The organism is Marinobacter daepoensis DSM 16072, from assembly GCF_000421165.1.
GTDB classification, from domain to species: domain Bacteria; phylum Pseudomonadota; class Gammaproteobacteria; order Pseudomonadales; family Oleiphilaceae; genus Marinobacter; species Marinobacter daepoensis.
In genome coordinates, this window is record NZ_ATWI01000008.1 from 122364 (window position 1) to 140630 (window position 18267).

Here is an 18267-nt window from a genome sequence, read left to right on the forward strand (position 1 = left end):
ATTTAAAGCGATGATACTGACGGAAAGCCTGGTCAGCTAAATGGCGAACAGGAACCCTCCCTGAGCTCAGGCGCTGTTACGCGTGCGTAGAATACCGGAGAGAGGTGCTTGAATGGTATGAAATTTGTGTGTCTGCCCGGAGGAAGGGAGCTGCTTATTTGGCGCTAATTTCACGCATCGCCGGGTTTGTCCGCCGGGGCGAGTTCACCGCGTGTCCCGATGGTGAAGATGACTTTCAGTGGTTTGCTCGGGCAGCACAGGGGGTCTTCTCCGGTATAGCTAAACCCGGTCAGGACAAGGCCCTTATCGCCTTCCTGAACGTCTGTGAAAAGGCGTTCACCTTTGCCTCCAACCTGCGTAAAAGAGAGCAGACGGTAAGTCTTGACTGGTGCTATACCTGCAATGCTGTCGTTGACTGCGTACAGGGCGAGGTACTGATTGTTGGTTGCTCCGCCTCCCCAGCCCCCGAGGCTCATGAGCACGGCAACACCGTTGCTGTACCCGGGGCCGCTCAGCGATGAGAGGGGGAGGTAAGAGGCACTGTCGGGATAGAAAACCGCCCGCCCATCACTGAGTAAGCTTCCCAGCATGCCGGCCTCCTCGGCAAGCTCGTCTGGCAGGGGAGCTGGGGTTGCCAGAGCAAAACTGCTCCAGAGCAGGAGCGGAAGGATTATAAGGGGATTCATGAACGCATGGACTCCTGCCAATAGTGATACAGATCGCGGATGTTACCTGCGTGTGAGGACGAGCACATCTTTGCGAGTTTAGCGGTCCTTAGGCAAAGAAACGAGAGGGCGCGCTTCTCACGCGCTCCTATACATAACTCCGAGATATGATCGATGCAGGCGAAGAAATCTGGCGGCTTAATGAAGCCCTGATCACCCTCAGCCGATCTTGGCGTGAGTCGCTCAGGCAAACCTTTCATCTGTCATCGGACGCCCTGTGCCGTTATGCTTCGGTAACTCGTCACAGTGGCTGCGGAGATCGAGTGCCGCTGTGTAACTGTGTCCAGACGAAGTGAGGTTCTATTGGCTACTTTGAATATCCTGATCCTGGGGGCCGGGGGCATTGGAGGTTACTACGCTGCCCGGTTGTCTGAAGCTGGCCACAACGTGGTCCTGACCGCCCGTGGCGAGCATCTGAACGCGCTCAAGGCGGACGGCCTGACCGTCGACTACGAAGGCGAGGTGCGACACCACGCACTTCCAGCCTGTTCTCACGAGGCGTTGTGCCGGGACTACGCACCGGACGATTTTGACCTCGTTGCCGTGACCTTGAAATCTACCGCAACTGAGGCTGTGATGGCGGAACTGGCCAACTGGTTGTGCTCTGGCTCAGTACCGGTTCTGTCGTTGCAGAACGGTGTCGATAATGAACCATTGATTGCTTCGGTTGTGGGTGAGCAGCGAGTGCTGGGCGGGCTTGCGGTTCGCATCGGCGGCCATGTGACAGGCCCCGGGCAAGTCTATGCTGAAGGTGTTGCGCAGATCGTGATGGGCGCCTGGCCGAAGCAGCAGGCTGGCGATCCTCGCGAGTCTCTGCTCAAACAGCTGGATACCGCCTTCAACGAGGCGGGTATTCCCACCACGATGAGCTCTGACATTCGCTACGAACTCTGGCGTAAGCTGGTGATCAACAATGGAGTCAATCCGCTATCAGCACTGACGCGCCTGGATACCCGGAGCCTGACCCATCATCCCGAGTTCGGGCCGTTCGTGTATGCCATGATGGCAGAAACGGTTGAAGCCGCTAGGGCCGACCACGTGAACCTCACCCAGCAGGATCTGGATGAGATGTTTTCCCTCATTCGCAACTTCAACGCCATCAAAACCTCGATGTTGGTGGACCGTGAGAAAGGCCGCCCTCTGGAGCTCGACAGCATCTCGGGTGCCGTGCTTCGCCGTTGCAAAGCACTGGGTGTGGAGGCGCCGGTCACCGCTTTGGTGTCGGCTTTGCTCCGGCACGGTGTGTAGGCACGCGTTGCGGTAACCACGCATAAGGTAGGTTTTACTTTAAAAAGGTAGGAGCCTAACATTGTTGTCAGGCGAAGGTTTGCCGGCCTGCAACATCGTCCGAAAGGAGGAAGCCAAGATGAGCAACCGTTACACCGACTTTCACCTACAGCCTCTTGGTGGGGCGTGGCGCGAAGGGGCGGGAGAGCGTCGCCTGACGGTCACCAACCCATTCACTCAGGAACCGTTGGTTTCGCTGGCACTGGCGACGGAGCAGGATCTTGAGGCCGCGTATTGCGCAGCAGAGCGGGCCCAGAGTGACTGGGCGGAAACTCCGTCATCGGAGCGCTCCGCTTTGTTGCTGCGGGCTGTGTCAGTTTTCGATGCCCGCAAAGAAGAAATTATCGACTGGCTGATTCGGGAGTCGGGCAGCACTCGCCTGAAGGCGAACGTGGAGTGGGGGTCGGCCCGCGCCATAACGCTTGAAGCCGCGAGCATGCCCGGGCGTGCCCACGGCATGACGATGGCATCCGACATCCCCGGCAAAGAGAACCTGATTTATCGCAAACCGCTGGGTGTGGTTGGTGTGATCAGCCCCTGGAACTTTCCCCTTCACCTCTCCCAACGATCCATTGCACCGGCGCTGGCGCTGGGGAATGCGGTGGTGGTCAAGCCTGCCAGCGATACGCCGGTGACTGGTGGTCTGCTACTTGCCAGAATCTTTGAGGAAGCGGGCCTTCCTGCAGGTGTCCTGAGCGTGGTGGTTGGGGCCGGCCGGGATATCGGCGATGCTTTTGTGGAGCATCGGGTGCCCCGGATGATTTCCTTTACCGGGTCCACACAGGTAGGACGTGGTATTGGAAGGATCGCCAGTGGTGGAAGGTTCATCAAAAAGGTCGCTTTGGAACTTGGTGGTAACAGCCCCTTTGTGGTGCTGGACGATGCCGATATTGAGCAAGCGGTAGACGCGGCGGTGATGGGCAAGTTTCTGCATCAGGGACAGATCTGTATGGCCATTAACCGGATCATCGTGGATGACCGGCGGTATGACGACTTTGTGCAAAAGTTTGTCGCCAGGGTTAAAGCACTGCCGGTGGGCGACCCCGATGACATGACCACAGTGATCGGCCCAATCATCAATGCGAGTCAGCGAGAAAGCCTTCAGGCTCGAATCGCGAGAGCGCGGGAGCAGGGCGCGACGGTGTTGCTGGATGGTGACATCCGTGGCCAGCTTGTGCCTCCGCATATTTTTGGAGATGTAGGCCCGGATATGGACATCAGCCGCGAAGAGTTGTTCGGGCCGCTTGTCGGGATTCAGCGGGCCTGCGATGAAGACCATGCGCTGAAGCTGGCTAACGACAGTGAGTATGGCCTTTCCAGCAGCGTATTCACCTCAGACCTGGCCCGTGGCGCCCGCTTTGCCCGTCAGCTTCAGGCAGGGATGACGCACATCAACGACATGCCAGTGAATGATGAAGCCCACGTGCCGTTCGGAGGTGAGAAAAACTCCGGGTTGGGCCGCTTCAATGGTGATTGGGCCATAGAGGAATTCACCACCGTTCAATGGATCAGCGTGCAGCATTCGCCGCGCGACTATCCCTTCTGACTGACCACGTACGAAGGAGTTTTCATGAAGATACAAGCCGCCGTAACACGCAAACAGGGTGATGATTTTCAATGGCAGGACGTGGAGCTGGCGGAGCCAGGGCTGGGTGAGGTTCGTGTCAGAATCGTCGCCACTGGCGTGTGCCATACCGATGCGGTTGCCCGTGATCTGGGAATCGCACCGTTTCCGATTGTGCTTGGGCACGAAGGTGCCGGCGTTGTGGAGGCTCTGGGGGCCGGGGTATCCGGGCTGGCCGAGGGCGATCATGTGGTACTGTCTTTTGCCCATTGTGGCCAGTGTGGTCATTGTCTGACTGGCCACCCAACGGTTTGTGACACTTTTAACGATCTCAACTTTGGTGGTGCCATGGACGATGGCAGTCATCGCTTGCGTCGTGACGACAAGGCATTGGCTACGTTCTTTGGCCAGTCGTCGTTCGCTTCCCATGCGGTGGTGAATGCCCGTAACGCCGTTAAAGTAGACCCGGAGGTGGATCTGGCGCTGCTGGGGCCATTGGGTTGCGGCATTCAAACCGGGGCAGGGACGGTATTGAATCGCCTCAGGCCCGGTTTCGGAAGCAGCCTGGTGGTCTACGGCTGTGGTGCTGTGGGGCTGTCAGCGATCATGGCGGCGAAGATTGCCGGATGTCATCAGGTGATTGCGGTTGATGTTCATGACAGCCGGCTGGCGCTCGCCGCTGAGCTTGGGGCGACTCACACCATCAATGGTCAGAAAGAAGAGACCGTTGCACGAGTTCGCGACATCACAGGCACCGGCAGTGAATACGCGGTGGAAACCACCGGGGTGCCAGCGGTGGTTCGTCAGTCGCTCCAGGCGCTGCGCCCATTGGGAGTGTCTGCCATTGTGGGGGTCACCCCGGAAGTGACACTGGATGTTCATCAGGATCTGATGGCCGAGGGCAAGTCCATGGTTGGTGTTATTGAAGGCGACTCAGTGCCCCGCGTATTTATCCCGCAGTTGGTGTCGTACTACAAGGACGGACGCTTTCCTTTCGACAAACTGGTGAAGTTCTATCCGGCAGATCAGATCAACCAGGCATTTGAAGACTCTAAACAGGGAATCACGGTTAAACCGGTCCTCCGTATCAGCAACTAATTTTCAGGGCACCATGTGTGCCCTGAGCGTTCTCATGAGCCCATCGAAAATCGCTTGTCACAAAATTGTCATGATTTTCTGTGGTTTTTTAAGTACATAAACCCGAACTATTCTGTTATTACACGTGCCAAAGCTGTGAATCAGTATTGTTTTTGATCATCCTAAAGAGTGCTTTGGCTAATGAAGTCTTCGTTGTATGGCCTGCTTGTTGGCGCGCTTCTGTTTGTCTCCGTGAAAAGCTCAGCTCATGTCATAACGGTTCTGGCACCGGAATTACCCGCCAACTCGGAGCGGGACGGAACCGGGAGAGATCTGGAAATCTTTGCCGCGGTAATGGCGCGGTGTGGACGTGAGGTGCGTTTTGAGTTCTCGCCGTTCCTGCGGCACCTGAGAAACTATACCCATGAGCATATGGGGGATGCGGTGATGACGGTCGATCTCTCCCGGAATGCACCGGGGTTTGCGACCATTCCCTATGTGTATTATCAGAACGGTGTGGTCATTCTCGATTCTGCTGATGTGAAACCCTACAGCCTGAGCAGCCTTGAAGGACTGCGTGTGGTCTATTTTTCTGGCGCACCCCGCTTGCTGGGCTTTGATGCGCAGGACCGTGGATTTGCCGGTTCTTTTGAATTTCTGGATGACCGGGTGCATGCCCGGGTATTGTTCTATGGACGAGTAGATGCGGTGCTCACTGATGGCCTGATTTTCTCGGAAATCACCAGAAACCTGAACACCAATGATGCCTTTGGACAGGATCTGGACCCGACTCAGAAAGTGATGTTTATCCCCATGTTCCCGCCATCCCCCTATCGGGCCTTCTTCCGGTCTGAGGCATTGAGAGACGAATTCAACCGCTGCCTTCGGATTCTGGAAGGTGATGGTGAGGTGAAAGCGATCAACGTTAAGTACGTTGATGAGCACCGGGATATGCTTGGGTATGGGTATCTTGGGTATTGAGGCGGGGGGAACCCCTTCGCTGACGCCAGAAACAACAAAGCCAGCTCGAAAGCTGGCTAAGTCGTGAAATTAGTGGTGCCCGGACGCGGAATCGAACCACGGACACGGGGATTTTCAATCCCCTGCTCTACCAACTGAGCTATCCGGGCGTGTTGAGCTATGTGCTTCAACGGGGCGCTATTAAACCGGTTTAGGGTTTGGGAGTCAAGGCCGGTTAGCAAAAATTTTTGGAAGATTTTTTCGGTTGTTCAGGCTTTGATCAAACGGCTCACTTTTCCGGCGGTACGTAGCCCTCGGCTTGGTCGAAGGGTTCGTTGTTGAAGAAGCGGTCCATCTGAGCCTGAAGGTATTTCCGGTTGTTCAGGTCCATCAGGTTCAGGTGCTTTTCATTGATCAGCATGGTTTGCTGGTTCTGCCATTCTTCCCAGGCTTGTTTGGAAACATGCTCGTAAATGTCCTGGCCTTTGGGGCCTGGCATGGGGGGCATGGCAAGGCCCTCCATGTCTTTCTGGTATTTGCGGCAGAATACGGTGCGGCTCATGTTGGCTCCTGTGCTGAAATCGTTCCGCCGGCATGATAACAGACCGTTCGGCTCCTTGGCTTGGTCACAGCAGGGTTGCCTGCTCAGGCTCTGTCAGCAGGGTGCGAATCGGGGCAGGTAATCCCAGAGTGAGGGCTTCGTCCCGGTGCAGCCATCGCTGATGATCTGAGTCGGAGGCTTGGGTGTTGTTGATCACCGGCAGGCGGGCGGGCTGTATGTGCAGATGATAATGGCTGAAAGTATGGCGGAAGCCGCTGATCAGCTCCGGGCTGTGGCAGTTCAGCCCCAGTTCTTTTGTACAGGCTTCCTGCAGCTCATCGGCGCCGTAGCCAGGGTCCAGTTCTGGCAGGCTCCAGAGCCCTCCCCAGATGCCGCTGGGTGGTCTGCGTTCCAGCAGGACGCGACCTTCCTCGTCTTCCAGTATCAGCATCCAGGTGGTTTTTTCCGGTTTTTCCTTTTTGGGCTTGGAACCGGGGTAGAGTGAGGTTTCATTTCGAGCGTAGGCCTGGCACCCGTCACGGACCGGGCAGTGTTCGCAGTCTGGCCTGCTGCGGGTGCAGACTATCGCCCCCAGGTCCATAATGGCCTGAGTGTAGTCTTTCACCCGGGCGTCAGGTGTGTGACTTTCTGCATGTTCCCAAAGCTGGTTCAGCACGGCAGTTTGTCCGGGCCACCCGGGTACGGCATGGTAACGGGCGAGTACACGCTTGACGTTGCCATCCAGGATGGTTGCCCGTTTGCCAAAGGCCTGAGCCACGATAGCCGCTGCCGTGGAGCGGCCAATTCCGGTCAGGGATTCAAGTTGTTGTTGCTCGGCCGGAAACTCGCCGCCATAGGCGTCGACCACTTGCCGGGCCGCTTTGTGAAGGTTGCGGGCCCGGGCATAGTAGCCAAGGCCGGACCAATGGCCGAGTACATCATCCTCGGGGGCCGAGGCCAGGGCATGGACATCGGGAAAACGAGCCATGAATGCTTCAAAATAGGGAATCACCGTGGTGACCTGGGTTTGCTGGAGCATGATCTCCGAAACCCAGACCCGGTAAGCATTCCGGTTGTGGTGCCACGGCAGGTTGTGCCTGCCGTGCTGGTCGTACCAGTGAAGCAGCTTGTCGGCAAAACGGTTCTGCATCAGTTAAACAGCCCCTTCAGGGCGTCTTTCACTTTTCCGCCGGTTTCTTCTCCCAGTTTTTCCTTCAGCTTTTCCTGTACTTTTTCCTCTGCTTTCTCTTTCGCGCGGTCTACTTCTTCTTTGGCTTTTGCTTTCGCGGCATTGGCAGCGATGTCCTTCAGGGTGTCCCTGAAGCGGGAGCCGTCGAATGAGCATAGTCCGGCCGGGTCTTCGGAGAAGTTGCCTCGGCATTCGACGGGAATGACCACGTTTTCCACGTATTCCGTTACCCGGCAGGCTTCATCCCGGTGGATTTCACCAACAATACGCAGGCCCACTTCGTAGTCCAGCTCGGTCTGTTCAAGATCGACGTTGCCGTTGCCTTCCAGCCGCATGCCGGCAAGGGCGGCAACCAGATCGGTGTTGTTCAGGGTGTTGCCGTCAATTTTGAGAGTGCCATGCATGTCGTTGAAGGGGGTGGTGGTGCCCCAGTCGGTGGTGGTCAAGGATTCCTGATTAGCCAGAGCAATGCCCTGGCAGGCCATCCGGGTCAGATTCATCTGGCGGAATTCGCCTTCTGCCAGGTTGAAGCGAATTTCGCCTTTGGCGTTGCTACGCAGAGCGGAGACGCGGTTGCCGTTTGTATCAACCGCAACGTTGAGGTTGGCTCCGCCGGAGAGCATATCCACTTCCGCCAGATCGGTGAGTAGTGGCAGGGTCTGTACATTGGCGACCTCGGAGCGGATTTTCCATTTTGGGTTATCGGTACGTGCGTCGATGCTGGCGTTGGCGCCGAAGCTGCCGCTGTAGAGTTTGCCGCTGAACTCATCTATCTGCAGAAGACCATCCCGGGCCGTTGTGCTGGCCTTGATGTCGTTGATGGTGAGGTTGCTGACGATCAGTTCGCCCAGTCCGAAATCGATATCCAGAAGCAGGGCGCGCAGCGCGTCTAAGGGCAAAAGGTCGGCTTCCGGTTGTTGTGCCGTGTTCCGGGAAGCGGTGTCAGGCTTGGGCTCAGCAGCGGCTTCCCCTTCGGCCTCGGGGGGCAGGTAACGATCGGCATTCAGTTTGTCGCCTTCAAGGTTGAAGACCAGCCCGCCGTTGCCCAGATTATAGCTGCCGCCGCCGGTAAAGAGAGTATCGTCAAGCGTAATGGACAGGTCCGATAGAGCGGCCACACCGGGCTTTCCTCCCAGGTTGGTGGACAGGGCGATGGCGGTCAGTACCGCGGGGTCGCTTGTCTCGATGGCGGCCTGCCCGAGGTTGCTGAGTAGATCTTTCAGTGAAAACTCGGCAATTTCGAGCCGGCCATCCAGCGCAGGCTTGTCGCCAAAGCCTTTAACGTTGAGGTTGGTGCTGAGCTTCAGGTTCGCGAGGCTGGCAGTGAAATCGCTGAGTGACGCGGTTTCGTCTTCCAGGTTGGCAATCAGGGAGCCCGCCAGCTCAGCGGTTACCGACTTGCCGCCAAAGGGCTCGCCAGACAGGTCAAAGACAGCGCTCAGACCGGATACGGCGAAATCATTGAGCGCCTGGTTGGCCTTCAGGCGGGCACTGATGCTGCCATCCACGGCAAACTGGGGCTGGCTGGTTTCTACCCGGAAGCGGATGTCCAGAGGAAACTCTGATCCCAGTGTGATGTTGCTGGCGGTCACTGTGAAGTCTTCCAGTGTTACCGACTGGCCCGTGCTCAGGTCGTTGTAGTGAACGTTGGCGTTGCTGATTTCCACGTTCTCAACGTTGAAATTCAGCGCTTCTCCTCCGGCGGATGGAGCATCTGAGCTGGTGGGCGCCTGTTCGGGTTGCTCTGATGAAGTTGCGGAACGGTCGGAAGTGCTTGCCTGGGGAGCGGGGCTTTGTTCACGCATGATCCTTGCCCAGTTGCCTTCGCCTTCTTCATTGACTTCCAGATGGGCGTCCAGGCCATCCAGCAAAAACGTATTTACCTGCGGTGACATGGCGAGTAGCGACCAGAAGTCGATCTGGGCGATCAGCTGCTCCAGCGCGACAAACCGCTTTCCGTCCAATGTGGCTTCAACTTTGTTCAGTTCAAGCCCCAGAGGGATAAATGACCAGCCGATATCACCCTCAAGAATCAGATCCAGGTTGGTCTGTTTCTCAACGGCCGCTTCAATCTGAGGTTTGTAGTCGTTGGGGTTTATCACCGCAACCGCAATGGCGACAGCGGCCACCGCCAGTAACAGCAGCGTAATAACGGCGTAAATCGCGTAGCGGATAACTTTCATCACTTGGGTTCCTTGTTCCTGTTCGGAGGGCTGGTGGCCAGTGTTTTCAAGCCGGAATAAAGTAAAGGATAACGCAGGGTTAGCAAATTAACAGTGCAGGAATATGACAATGCGTTAGTCTTGGTACAAAATACCCTCCCAATTTACGTGAAGGGGCGGAGCGCCCTGAAGCACTAATAAACATAAGAAGGAGTCGGCAGTGGCCATTACCGTATCGATTGAGCTGAGCCGGGATCTGGAAATTCCGGCAAGCTATGATGAAGTTTTTAATCTGTTGGCAGATGTTCCCGAATCTGCCAGCCACTTCCCGAAAGTCGATAAGCTGGTGGACCTGGGCAACAACGCTTATCGTTGGGAAATGGAAAAAGTGGGCGTCGACAAACATGCCATTCAGTCTGTGTATGCCTGCACCTATCATGCTGACAAAGACGCCGGGAAAATCACCTGGACACCTATAAAAGGCGAAGGTAACGGCGTGGTCAGTGGCTCTTGGGTGTTGGCCGCCAGTGGCGATAACGCCACTGCCGTCAAGTTCCAGACCAGTGCAGAGTTGACGGTTCCCCTGCCGAGTCTTCTCAAGCTCGCCATCAGCCCTGTGATCAAGCACGAATTTAACAGTCTGGTGGATACCTACATGAACAACCTGAAGAAGGTTTTCTGAGCCAGCAGCGCGATTCTTCCGGTTGCGGGACTCCGGCTGACTTAACAGGTATACTCCGCAAAACAACGTTTTCGGTAGCAAGCCAGTTTTTCAACGGAGTCTCCATGGCCGAACGCAAGGCTCGGGTAGAACGCAATACCCTTGAAACCCAGATTACCGTCGAGATCAACCTCGATGGTACCGGTACAGCAAATTTTGATACCGGTGTTCCCTTCCTCGACCACATGATGGACCAGATTGCCCGACATGGTCTGGTGGATCTGGATATCACCTGTAAGGGTGACCTGCACATCGATGACCATCATACGGTCGAAGATATTGGTATCACGCTTGGCCAGGCTTTCAGGCAGGCCGTTGGCGACAAGAAAGGCATTCGCCGCTATGGTCACGCCTACGTGCCGCTGGATGAAGCCCTGTCACGTGTGGTTATCGATCTTTCCGGACGCCCCGGTCTTAGCATGGACGTGCCTTACACTCGTGCCAGTGTTGGCGGGTTCGATGTGGATCTGTTTGAAGAGTTTTTCCATGGCTTCGTCAACCATTCCATGGTGACTCTGCATATCGACAACCTGAAAGGCAAGAACACTCATCACCAGATTGAGACCGTGTTCAAGGCGTTTGGTCGTGCGCTGCGCGTGGCGATTGAAATGGATGAGCGCATGGCAGGCATAACCCCGTCTACCAAAGGCGCTCTGTAACCAGTACCGATAGGACACAGACACACCATGAAGACCGTCGCCATCATCGACTATGGCATGGGTAACCTGCATTCTGCCCGCAAAGCCGTAGAACACGTGGCCCCGGACTGCACCGTGCTGGTTACAGACGATGCTGCCAAAATCCGCGAAGCCGACCGGGTTATTCTGCCTGGGGTTGGTGCCATCCGTGACTGTATGGCCGAAATGCACCGCCTGGGCGTGGTTGAACTCGTTAAAGAGGTCTCCCGGGATCGCCCCTTTCTCGGCATTTGCGTTGGCATGCAGGCCTTGATGGCACGCAGTGAAGAAAACGGCGGTGTTGAAGGCATCGGCCTGTTCCCGTCAGAAGTTCGCTACTTCGGTGACAACCTCACCGAGCATGGCGAGCGCCTGAAAGTGCCTCATATGGGGTGGAATCAGGTTTGGCATGCAGCAGACCATCCACTCTGGCACAACATTCCGGATGGCGACCGTTTTTACTTCGTGCACAGTTACTACGCGGAAGCCGAGGGCAACGCGGATATGGCTGGCCGGACCCATTATGGTGTCGACCTGGCGGCAGCCGTGGCGAGAGATAACATCTTTGCCGTGCAGTTCCACCCGGAAAAGAGTGCCCGGGCGGGCCTGCAGTTGCTGGAAAACTTTACGAACTGGACTGGAAAGTAAGCCGGCAAGCACACCGTAGTGCTCTGGAGCAAGAAGCGCTCAACTTCTTGCCCGGCTTACTGAATAGGAAGAACAAAATGCTGATTATTCCCGCAATCGACCTCAAAGACGGCAAGTGCGTAAGACTTCGCCAGGGCCGCATGGAAGACTCTACCGTATTCGGTGACGACCCCGTCGACATGGCCACCAAGTGGGTGAATGCTGGCGCTCGCCGCCTGCACCTGGTTGACCTCAATGGCGCCTTCGCCGGCGAACCGGTAAACGGTGAAATCGTGAAGGCGATTGCAGTGAAATACCCGAATTTGCCCATCCAGATCGGTGGTGGTATCCGCTCTGCGGAAACCATTGAGGCCTACCTGAAGGCCGGTGTTCAGTGGGTCATCATCGGCACCAAGGCTGTGAAAGAGCCTGAATTCGTCACCGAAATGTGCAAGGAATTCCCGGGCCATATCATCGTTGGCCTGGACGCCAAAGACGGCCGCGTTGCCACCGACGGTTGGGCCGAGGTGTCGGAAGTCATGGCGGTGGATCTGGCCAAACGTTTCGCCAATGATGGCGTGTCCTCCATTGTCTACACCGACATTGCCCGCGACGGCATGATGCAAGGGGTAAACGTGGAAGCCACGGCCAGGCTGGCGGAGGAGGGCGGTATTCCGGTTGTTGCCTCTGGCGGTGTGACCAACATGGACGATCTCAAGCGTCTGGCCACCGTTGCGGACAAGGGCGTGATCGGGGCGATCACCGGCCGTGCCATCTACGAGGGCACGCTCGATATGACCGAGGCACAAGCCTACTGCGACGGCCTGAACAACTGAGGACGAGTCATGGCATTGGCAAAACGCATCATTCCCTGTCTGGACGTTGATAAAGGTCGCGTTGTTAAGGGCGTTAATTTTGTGGATATCCGCGACGCCGGTGACCCGGTTGAGGTGGCTCGTCGCTACAATGAGCAGGGTGCCGATGAAATTACCTTTCTCGACATTACGGCCAGCAGTGAAAGCCGGGATACCACCTACGAAACCGTTGAACGGATGGCCGCGGAAGTGTTTATTCCATTGACGGTGGGTGGCGGTGTGCGCACGGTGGATGATATCCGCAAGCTGTTGAATGCCGGTGCCGATAAAGTCTCAATTAATACCGCGGCGGTATTCAATCCGGAGTTTGTGAAAGAGGCTGCGGAACGCTTCGGGCGTCAGTGCATTGTGGTGGCCATTGATGCCAAGCGTGTCAGCGAAGATGGAGATGCGCCCCGTTGGGAAATCTTCACGCATGGAGGCCGAAAGCCTACCGGCCTGGATGCCATTGAGTGGGCAAAGAAGATGGTCGAGCTGGGTGCGGGTGAACTGTTGTTGACAAGCATGGACCGGGACGGGACCAAGGTCGGGTTTGACCTGGGGCTGACTCGTGCCGTCAGTGATGCGGTCGCCGTACCTGTGATTGCATCCGGCGGGGTAGGTGAGCTTCAGCATCTGGCCGATGGTGTCACTCAGGGTGGGGCAGACGCGGTACTGGCAGCCTCCATCTTCCATTTTGGTCAGCACACCATTCCCGAAGCCAAGGCGTTCATGAAGGCTCAGGGCATCGAAGTCCGCGATTAGTCTCCGCGAGCATAGGCAGGCCGTATGGCCTGCTTTTCCCCTTCTGCAAACATCTCACGATTTTCATTGCGCATCGCCCACAGGCCGCTGACCGTAGCAATGGCGATGCCCTGTTCGTCCAGCATTGGCAAGTGTTTTTCCAGGTAATCCACCGTTACCTTGTGAGGATGGCCGATACCGATTGCGGTGCCTTTTTCCCTGGCCGTCTGAATCAGCAGCTTGAACTGCCGGTCGACAAACTCTTCTGTTTGCTCGTGGTCCAGGAAGACGTCACGTGTCAGGTTTGGGATGTTGTAGGCCTCGGCGACGTTGCTGGCAATGGAGTTGGCTATGGTCCGGCTGTCGACGAAATACACTGGATAGCGATCCAGTTCTTTCATCACCCAGTCCATGGGTTCCAGTTGCTGTGTCAGCAGGCTACCCATGTGGTTGTTAACGCCGCTGACAAACGGAACGGATTGCAGCGCCCGTCGTAACGTCGTTGCGATGGAGAGTTCGTCCATGTCGGGCGTCAGTCCGCCCGGCCCCAGGCCAAAGTTTCGGGTGTTGGCCATTGGCGCATGCAACATGATCTCTTTGGATTGCGTGTGGGCCAGTTTGGCCAGAGGTACCGTATGACGCCGGTAGGGCAGGAATGCCAGGGTCAGAGGCTGATCCAGCCGTGCCAGTCGCTCCCCTTCATGCCGGTTATGGCCCATGTCATCTATGATAATCGCAATGGTTGGCTGCTGGGGCTCCCCGGGGCCAGCCGCGGCACCGGCAAACGGGGTGAGAGCCAGTGTAACCAGAAGCGAGAGCGTCGTGCGCAAGGTCACTGGCTGCTATCCTGGGGCGCGTCGTTGTCGTTCCGGTTGAGGATGTGCAGGCCTTTGAGCAGGTTCAGGGCCGATCTTAGCTGGTAGTCCCGGTCAGCGGCGGAGGCCTGAGCTTTGGCCGCTTCCTCTCTAGCCTCCCGTGCTTCTTTTTCATTCTCACCTTCGAGGTGGCCGCTCAGATCGGCTTCGGTAAAGAATGGACGGCTGTCGAGCTCTGTGAGTTCTGCCGGGCGTACTTCAATATCCGGTTTGATGCCGGTGGCCTGGATGGAGCGGCCATCCGGTGTGAAGTAGCGGGCGGTGGTCATCTTGATGGCATGGGTTTCGTCCAGTGGAATCACCGTTTGAACACTGCCCTTGCCAAATGACTGGGTCCCCATCACGACAGCCCGCTGATGATCCTGAAGAGCGCCCGCAAGAATCTCGGAAGCGGAGGCGGAACCTCCGTTGATCAGGACCACAATCGGGGTGCCCGCCATAACGTCGCCGGGTTTGGCGCTGAAGCGCAGACGTGAGCTTTGGATTCGGCCTTCGGTGTAGACAATCAGGCCTTCATCCAAAAGGGCATCGGCGGTTTCGACGGCCGCTTGCAGGACGCCGCCCGGGTTGTTGCGCAGGTCGATGATCAGGCCATCAAGGTCACGGCCGTGTTTTTCTTCCAGGTTGCTGAGGGCTTTCCTGAACTGGCGCCCGGTCTCGGCCTGGAACTGGGTGATGCGGACGTACCCGTAGCCATTGTCGATCATGCGGGATTTGACGCTGGTGACCTTGATAACGTCCCGGGTGACATCGAGCTCAATCGGGGCGCTTTCGCCTTCCCGCATGATGGTCAGGGTCAGGATGGTGCCGGGCTTGCCGCGCATCAGGTTGACGGCTTCTTCCAGTGACATACCCTTGACCGGTTTTTCATCCAGCTTGATGATCAGGTCGCCGGCCTGAACACCAGCCTTCTGGGCCGGGGTGTCGTCAATCGGAGAGATTACCTTCACAAAGCCGTTTTCCATACCGACTTCGATGCCCAGCCCGCCAAACTCACCGGAGGTACTTTCTTCCAGTTCCTCGTAGTCTTTGGGGGCCAGATACGTGGAGTGGGGATCAAGGTCTGACAACATGCCCTTGATGGCGCTTTCGAGCAGTTGGGTATCGGAAACCTCTTCTACATAGGCATCTTTGATGCGACTGAAGACTTCAGTGAACTTGCGAAGATCATCCAGAGGCAGCTGCTTTTCCGGGTCTGGCAGCTTCAGCTCAACCCGTTCGCCATTCTGGATCGCATTGATGATCTGTTGCGTCTGGGCTTCCTGATCCTGTGCCAGGGCCAGTCCGGGGACGGTGAAACAACAGGTGGCAAGAATCATGGAGCGCAATGGCGAGGTCTTGAGTGTGCTTCTGGCCCGTTTCATTCACATATCCTGTTTGGTTTCCAATAGTTGGACTGGTTCCTGTCTGGGACAGTATGGCGCCCGCAACGGCGTTTGTCAGCCCTGTTTATGGCTTGCCCAGCCAGCTGCGGGGGTTGACGGGTTTGCCGTTGCGGCGAACCTCGAAATACACCGCAGGGTCGTCAGTGCCGCCGGTGCGCCCGGCCAGGGCGATGGTTTCTCCGGGGCGTACCCAATCGCCTGGTTCGGTGAACAGGCTGCTGCTGTGGCCGTAGAGGGTCAGGTAACCGTCGCCGTGATCAATGATAGTGATCAGGCCAAAGCCCCGGAACCAGTTGGCAAAGACGACCCGGCCATAATGCACCGCCTTGATCTCAGCGTCTTCCTCTGTATTCATGAGAATGCCATTGCGGCGGAGCTTCCCATCGGCGTATGTGGCGCCGTAGTTGTTGACGACCCGGCCTTTTGCTGGCCAGGGGAGCTTGTCGCGCCGGGATTTGAACGGGCTGGATTCGTTAGGTGCCGGGATGTTGGCAATGGCCTGCTGCACTTCTTCCAGGAGTTGTTCAAGCCGTTTTCGGTCGGCTTCAAGCGTCTGACGTTCGTTACGTCGGTTCCGGATATCGGCGTTCAGCGCGGCGAGGGTTTTGGTTCGATCACTCCGGCTTTGAGCCAGTTGCTGCTGGCGTTGCTCAAGGTCGGCTTCCGTCTTCGCTAACTCCGTCTGGGTTGCCTGGACAGCCGCTCGCGCTTCTTTCAGCTCCTGCAGGCTGCGCTGGAAGGCTTCCAGCCGAGACACGGTGTCTTTGCTCAGGTATTCGTAATAGGTCAGGGTGCGTGCGATTTCGCCCGGCTCAACTTCGTTAAGCAGCACTTTCAGAGCCGGTGCGTCACCTTCCATCCAGGCGGTCCGGATCTGCTTTTTCAGGTTTTCGCGCTGACGCTCCAGCGTGTTGGCCAGCTCGCGTTCCTGAGTGCGTAACGCTGAGAGGCGTTCCTGCTGCTTGCTGGCTTGTTGTTGAAGGCTTCGGCGTTCGCGGGTCAGGGTGCTGATTTTCCGCTCGGTAGCCGCCAGTTGCTGCTCAAGGGCAGACCGGTCTTTTTCGGCGCCAGCCAGCCAGCGGTCGATGTCCGAGATGCGCTCTTTCAGCGCCTCGATCTGTTCGGGGGTCACGTCCTGCCGGGCCGACAGCGGCGAGGCCCCCAGGATGAGGGCCAGCATCAGCGTTGTCAGTTGCCTGAGCACAATAGTCTTCGTTGCGATCAGTCGAGCCCGACCAGGCTGTGCCCGGTCATTTCTGCCGGTTTCTCTGCGCCCATCAGGGCCAGCAGAGTTGGCGCGATATCACACAGGCTGCCATCATCCCGCAGGTGAACGTTGCGGTGGCCGGTGTACACCAGCGGCACCGGGCCGATGGTGTGAGAAGTGTGAACCTGGCCCGAGTTGGGGTCAGTCATTTGTTCACAGTTGCCGTGGTCGGCTGTGATCAGGGCTTCGCCACCAACCTCATCCAGAGCCTGAACAACGCGTTGTACACACTGGTCCAGGCACTCGGCGGCTTTGATGGCGGCGTCCAGTTTGCCGGTATGGCCAACCATGTCGCCGTTGGCGTAGTTGCACACGATCAGGTCGTACTTGCCGCTCTTGATGGCTTCAACCAGCTTGTCGGTCACTTCCGGAGCGCTCATCTCCGGCTGCAGATCGTAGGTGGCCACCTTCGGAGACGGCACCAGAATCCGGTCTTCGCCTTCAAACGGGGCTTCCAGGCCACCATTGAAAAAGAAGGTGACGTGAGCGTATTTTTCGGTTTCGGCAATACGCAGCTGGGTTTTCCCCAGGTTGGCCATGTATTCGCCAAGGCCGTTGGCCAGTTGCTCGGGCGGATACGCGCAGGTGGTCTTGATATCGGCGGCGTACTCCGTGAGCATGACAAAGTCGGCCAGGGCAGGGTGTTTGCGGCGGTCAAAGCCGTCGAACTCAGGCTCCACGAAGGTGCGTGTCATCTCCCGGGCCCGGTCGGCACGGAAGTTCATGAACAGCACGGTATCGCCATCGTTGATCGTGCCTTCTGGCTGGCCGTCTTTGCGGATATGAGTCGGTTTCACGAACTCGTCATTTTCGCCGCGCTCGTAGGCCTGCTCCAGGGCTGCCACGGGGTCGTCGCAGATGAACTCTGCATCTCCCAGTGTCATTGCATTGTAGGCGGCTTCAACACGATCCCACCGGTTGTCCCGGTCCATGGCAAAGTAGCGGCCAACAATGGTGGCTACCCGGCCAACGCCGAGGCTTTTCATTTTTGCGGCGGCCTTCTCCAGAGAAGGACGAGCGCTGCGAGGCGGCATGTCCCGGCCATCCAGAAACGCGTGGATGAACACATTCCTGGCGCCACGGGCAGCGGCCAGTTCGGCAGCGGCCAGGATGTGATCTTCGTGGCTGTGTACGCCACCGGGGGAGAGCAGGCCCATTAAGTGGACGGCTTTGTCATTGGCAACGGCTTTGTCAATGGCCTGGCACAGAGCCTCGTTTTTCTGGAACTGACCGTCTTCAAGGTCTTTATCGATGCGTGTGAGGCTCTGATACACCACGCGCCCGGCGCCGAGGTTCATATGGCCTACTTCGGAGTTGCCCATCTGCCCCTGGGGCAGGCCGACGAACATGCCTGACGTGTTGATCAGGGTTTTCGGCTGGTTTTTCCAGAGCTGGTCCCAGAAGGGAGTGTCGGCGTTGGAGATGGCATTGTCTTCCGCCGGGTCACGGTGGCCCCAGCCATCAAGGATAATCAGTGCGGTGGGCTTGCGCGTCTCGGTCATCGTGTCGTCCGCCAGGTTGCAAAAAGGAACTGAATTTGAGTGGGGCAGATTGTAACCGTTTTCATTTACTCAGGCCACGCGGCGTTTGCTGAAGCCTGGCCATAACGACG

The 18267-nt window shown here is 57.2% G+C and carries 17 protein-coding genes and 1 tRNA gene; 9 read left to right on the top strand and 9 right to left on the bottom strand.

Annotated features, from left to right (window positions below):
• Window positions 1-170 precede the first annotated feature (170 nt).
• Complete coding sequence (locus tag K325_RS0101065; protein ID WP_029652395.1) at window positions 171-686, bottom strand: hypothetical protein; 516 nt, start codon at window positions 684-686, stop codon at window positions 171-173.
• 351 nt (window positions 687-1037) lie between these two features.
• On the opposite strand from K325_RS0101065, the gene K325_RS0101070 reads away from it, so the two are divergent.
• From K325_RS0101070 to K325_RS17950, 4 genes are all read left to right on the top strand, one after another.
• Window positions 1038-1973 (top strand): ketopantoate reductase family protein, encoded by a 936-nt coding sequence (locus tag K325_RS0101070; RefSeq protein WP_029652396.1) that lies wholly within the window; start codon window positions 1038-1040, stop codon window positions 1971-1973.
• Window positions 1974-2091: 118 nt separating this feature from the next.
• On the top strand, window positions 2092-3558 hold the full coding sequence (locus K325_RS0101075) for an aldehyde dehydrogenase family protein (protein ID WP_029652398.1): 1467 nt from the start codon (window positions 2092-2094) through the stop codon (window positions 3556-3558).
• A gap of 24 nt (window positions 3559-3582) precedes the next feature.
• Complete coding sequence (locus K325_RS0101080) at window positions 3583-4674, top strand: NAD(P)-dependent alcohol dehydrogenase (RefSeq protein ID WP_029652399.1); 1092 nt, start codon at window positions 3583-3585, stop codon at window positions 4672-4674.
• 180 nt (window positions 4675-4854) lie between these two features.
• Window positions 4855-5634 carry a type 2 periplasmic-binding domain-containing protein gene (locus K325_RS17950; RefSeq protein ID WP_051146518.1) on the top strand — a complete coding sequence of 260 codons (780 nt, stop codon included), beginning with the start codon at window positions 4855-4857 and terminating at the stop codon, window positions 5632-5634.
• A 73-nt stretch (window positions 5635-5707) separates the two neighbouring features.
• Here K325_RS17950 and K325_RS0101090 read toward each other — a convergent pair.
• The 4 genes from K325_RS0101090 to K325_RS0101105 form a co-directional block, all read right to left on the bottom strand.
• Window positions 5708-5783 (bottom strand) — tRNA-Phe (locus K325_RS0101090).
• Between the two features lie 119 nt (window positions 5784-5902).
• The gene (locus K325_RS0101095) at window positions 5903-6175 is read right to left on the bottom strand and encodes an oxidative damage protection protein (protein WP_029652401.1); all 273 of its coding nucleotides are present in this window, start codon (window positions 6173-6175) and stop codon (window positions 5903-5905) included.
• 64 nt (window positions 6176-6239) lie between these two features.
• On the bottom strand, window positions 6240-7304 hold the full coding sequence (gene mutY, locus K325_RS0101100) for an A/G-specific adenine glycosylase (protein WP_029652402.1): 1065 nt from the start codon (window positions 7302-7304) through the stop codon (window positions 6240-6242).
• Entirely contained in the window at window positions 7304-9526 is a 2223-nt protein-coding gene (locus K325_RS0101105) for an AsmA family protein (protein ID WP_029652403.1), read from the bottom strand. The genes mutY and K325_RS0101105 overlap by 1 nt, the downstream gene beginning before the upstream one ends.
• Before the next feature lie 199 nt (window positions 9527-9725).
• On the opposite strand from K325_RS0101105, the gene K325_RS0101110 reads away from it, so the two are divergent.
• From K325_RS0101110 to hisF, 5 genes are all read left to right on the top strand, one after another.
• Window positions 9726-10187 carry an SRPBCC family protein gene (locus K325_RS0101110; protein WP_029652404.1) on the top strand — a complete coding sequence of 154 codons (462 nt, stop codon included), beginning with the start codon at window positions 9726-9728 and terminating at the stop codon, window positions 10185-10187.
• Window positions 10188-10291: 104 nt separating this feature from the next.
• The gene (hisB, locus tag K325_RS0101115) at window positions 10292-10885 is read left to right on the top strand and encodes an imidazoleglycerol-phosphate dehydratase HisB (RefSeq protein WP_029652405.1); all 594 of its coding nucleotides are present in this window, start codon (window positions 10292-10294) and stop codon (window positions 10883-10885) included.
• Window positions 10886-10912: 27 nt separating this feature from the next.
• On the top strand, window positions 10913-11551 hold the full coding sequence (gene hisH / locus K325_RS0101120) for an imidazole glycerol phosphate synthase subunit HisH (protein WP_029652406.1): 639 nt from the start codon (window positions 10913-10915) through the stop codon (window positions 11549-11551).
• A gap of 77 nt (window positions 11552-11628) precedes the next feature.
• Window positions 11629-12366, top strand: a complete 738-nt coding sequence (gene hisA, locus K325_RS0101125; RefSeq protein ID WP_029652407.1) for a 1-(5-phosphoribosyl)-5-[(5-phosphoribosylamino)methylideneamino]imidazole-4-carboxamide isomerase — start codon at window positions 11629-11631, stop codon at window positions 12364-12366.
• Between the two features lie 9 nt (window positions 12367-12375).
• Entirely contained in the window at window positions 12376-13149 is a 774-nt protein-coding gene (hisF, locus tag K325_RS0101130; protein WP_029652408.1) for an imidazole glycerol phosphate synthase subunit HisF, read from the top strand.
• On the opposite strand, the gene K325_RS0101135 is transcribed toward hisF, so the two are convergent.
• From K325_RS0101135 to gpmI, 4 genes are all read right to left on the bottom strand, one after another.
• Window positions 13146-13964: a divergent polysaccharide deacetylase family protein gene (locus K325_RS0101135; RefSeq protein ID WP_029652409.1), complete on the bottom strand. Its 819-nt coding sequence runs from the start codon at window positions 13962-13964 to the stop codon at window positions 13146-13148. The genes hisF and K325_RS0101135 overlap by 4 nt on opposite strands.
• Entirely contained in the window at window positions 13961-15367 is a 1407-nt protein-coding gene (locus K325_RS0101140; protein ID WP_029652410.1) for a S41 family peptidase, read from the bottom strand. The genes K325_RS0101135 and K325_RS0101140 overlap by 4 nt, the downstream gene beginning before the upstream one ends.
• An 85-nt stretch (window positions 15368-15452) precedes the next feature.
• On the bottom strand, window positions 15453-16553 hold the full coding sequence (locus tag K325_RS0101145; protein WP_084694167.1) for a murein hydrolase activator EnvC family protein: 1101 nt from the start codon (window positions 16551-16553) through the stop codon (window positions 15453-15455).
• A 56-nt stretch (window positions 16554-16609) separates the two neighbouring features.
• Window positions 16610-18157, bottom strand: a complete 1548-nt coding sequence (gpmI, locus tag K325_RS0101150) for a 2,3-bisphosphoglycerate-independent phosphoglycerate mutase (protein ID WP_029652412.1) — start codon at window positions 18155-18157, stop codon at window positions 16610-16612.
• Window positions 18158-18267 lie beyond the last annotated feature (110 nt).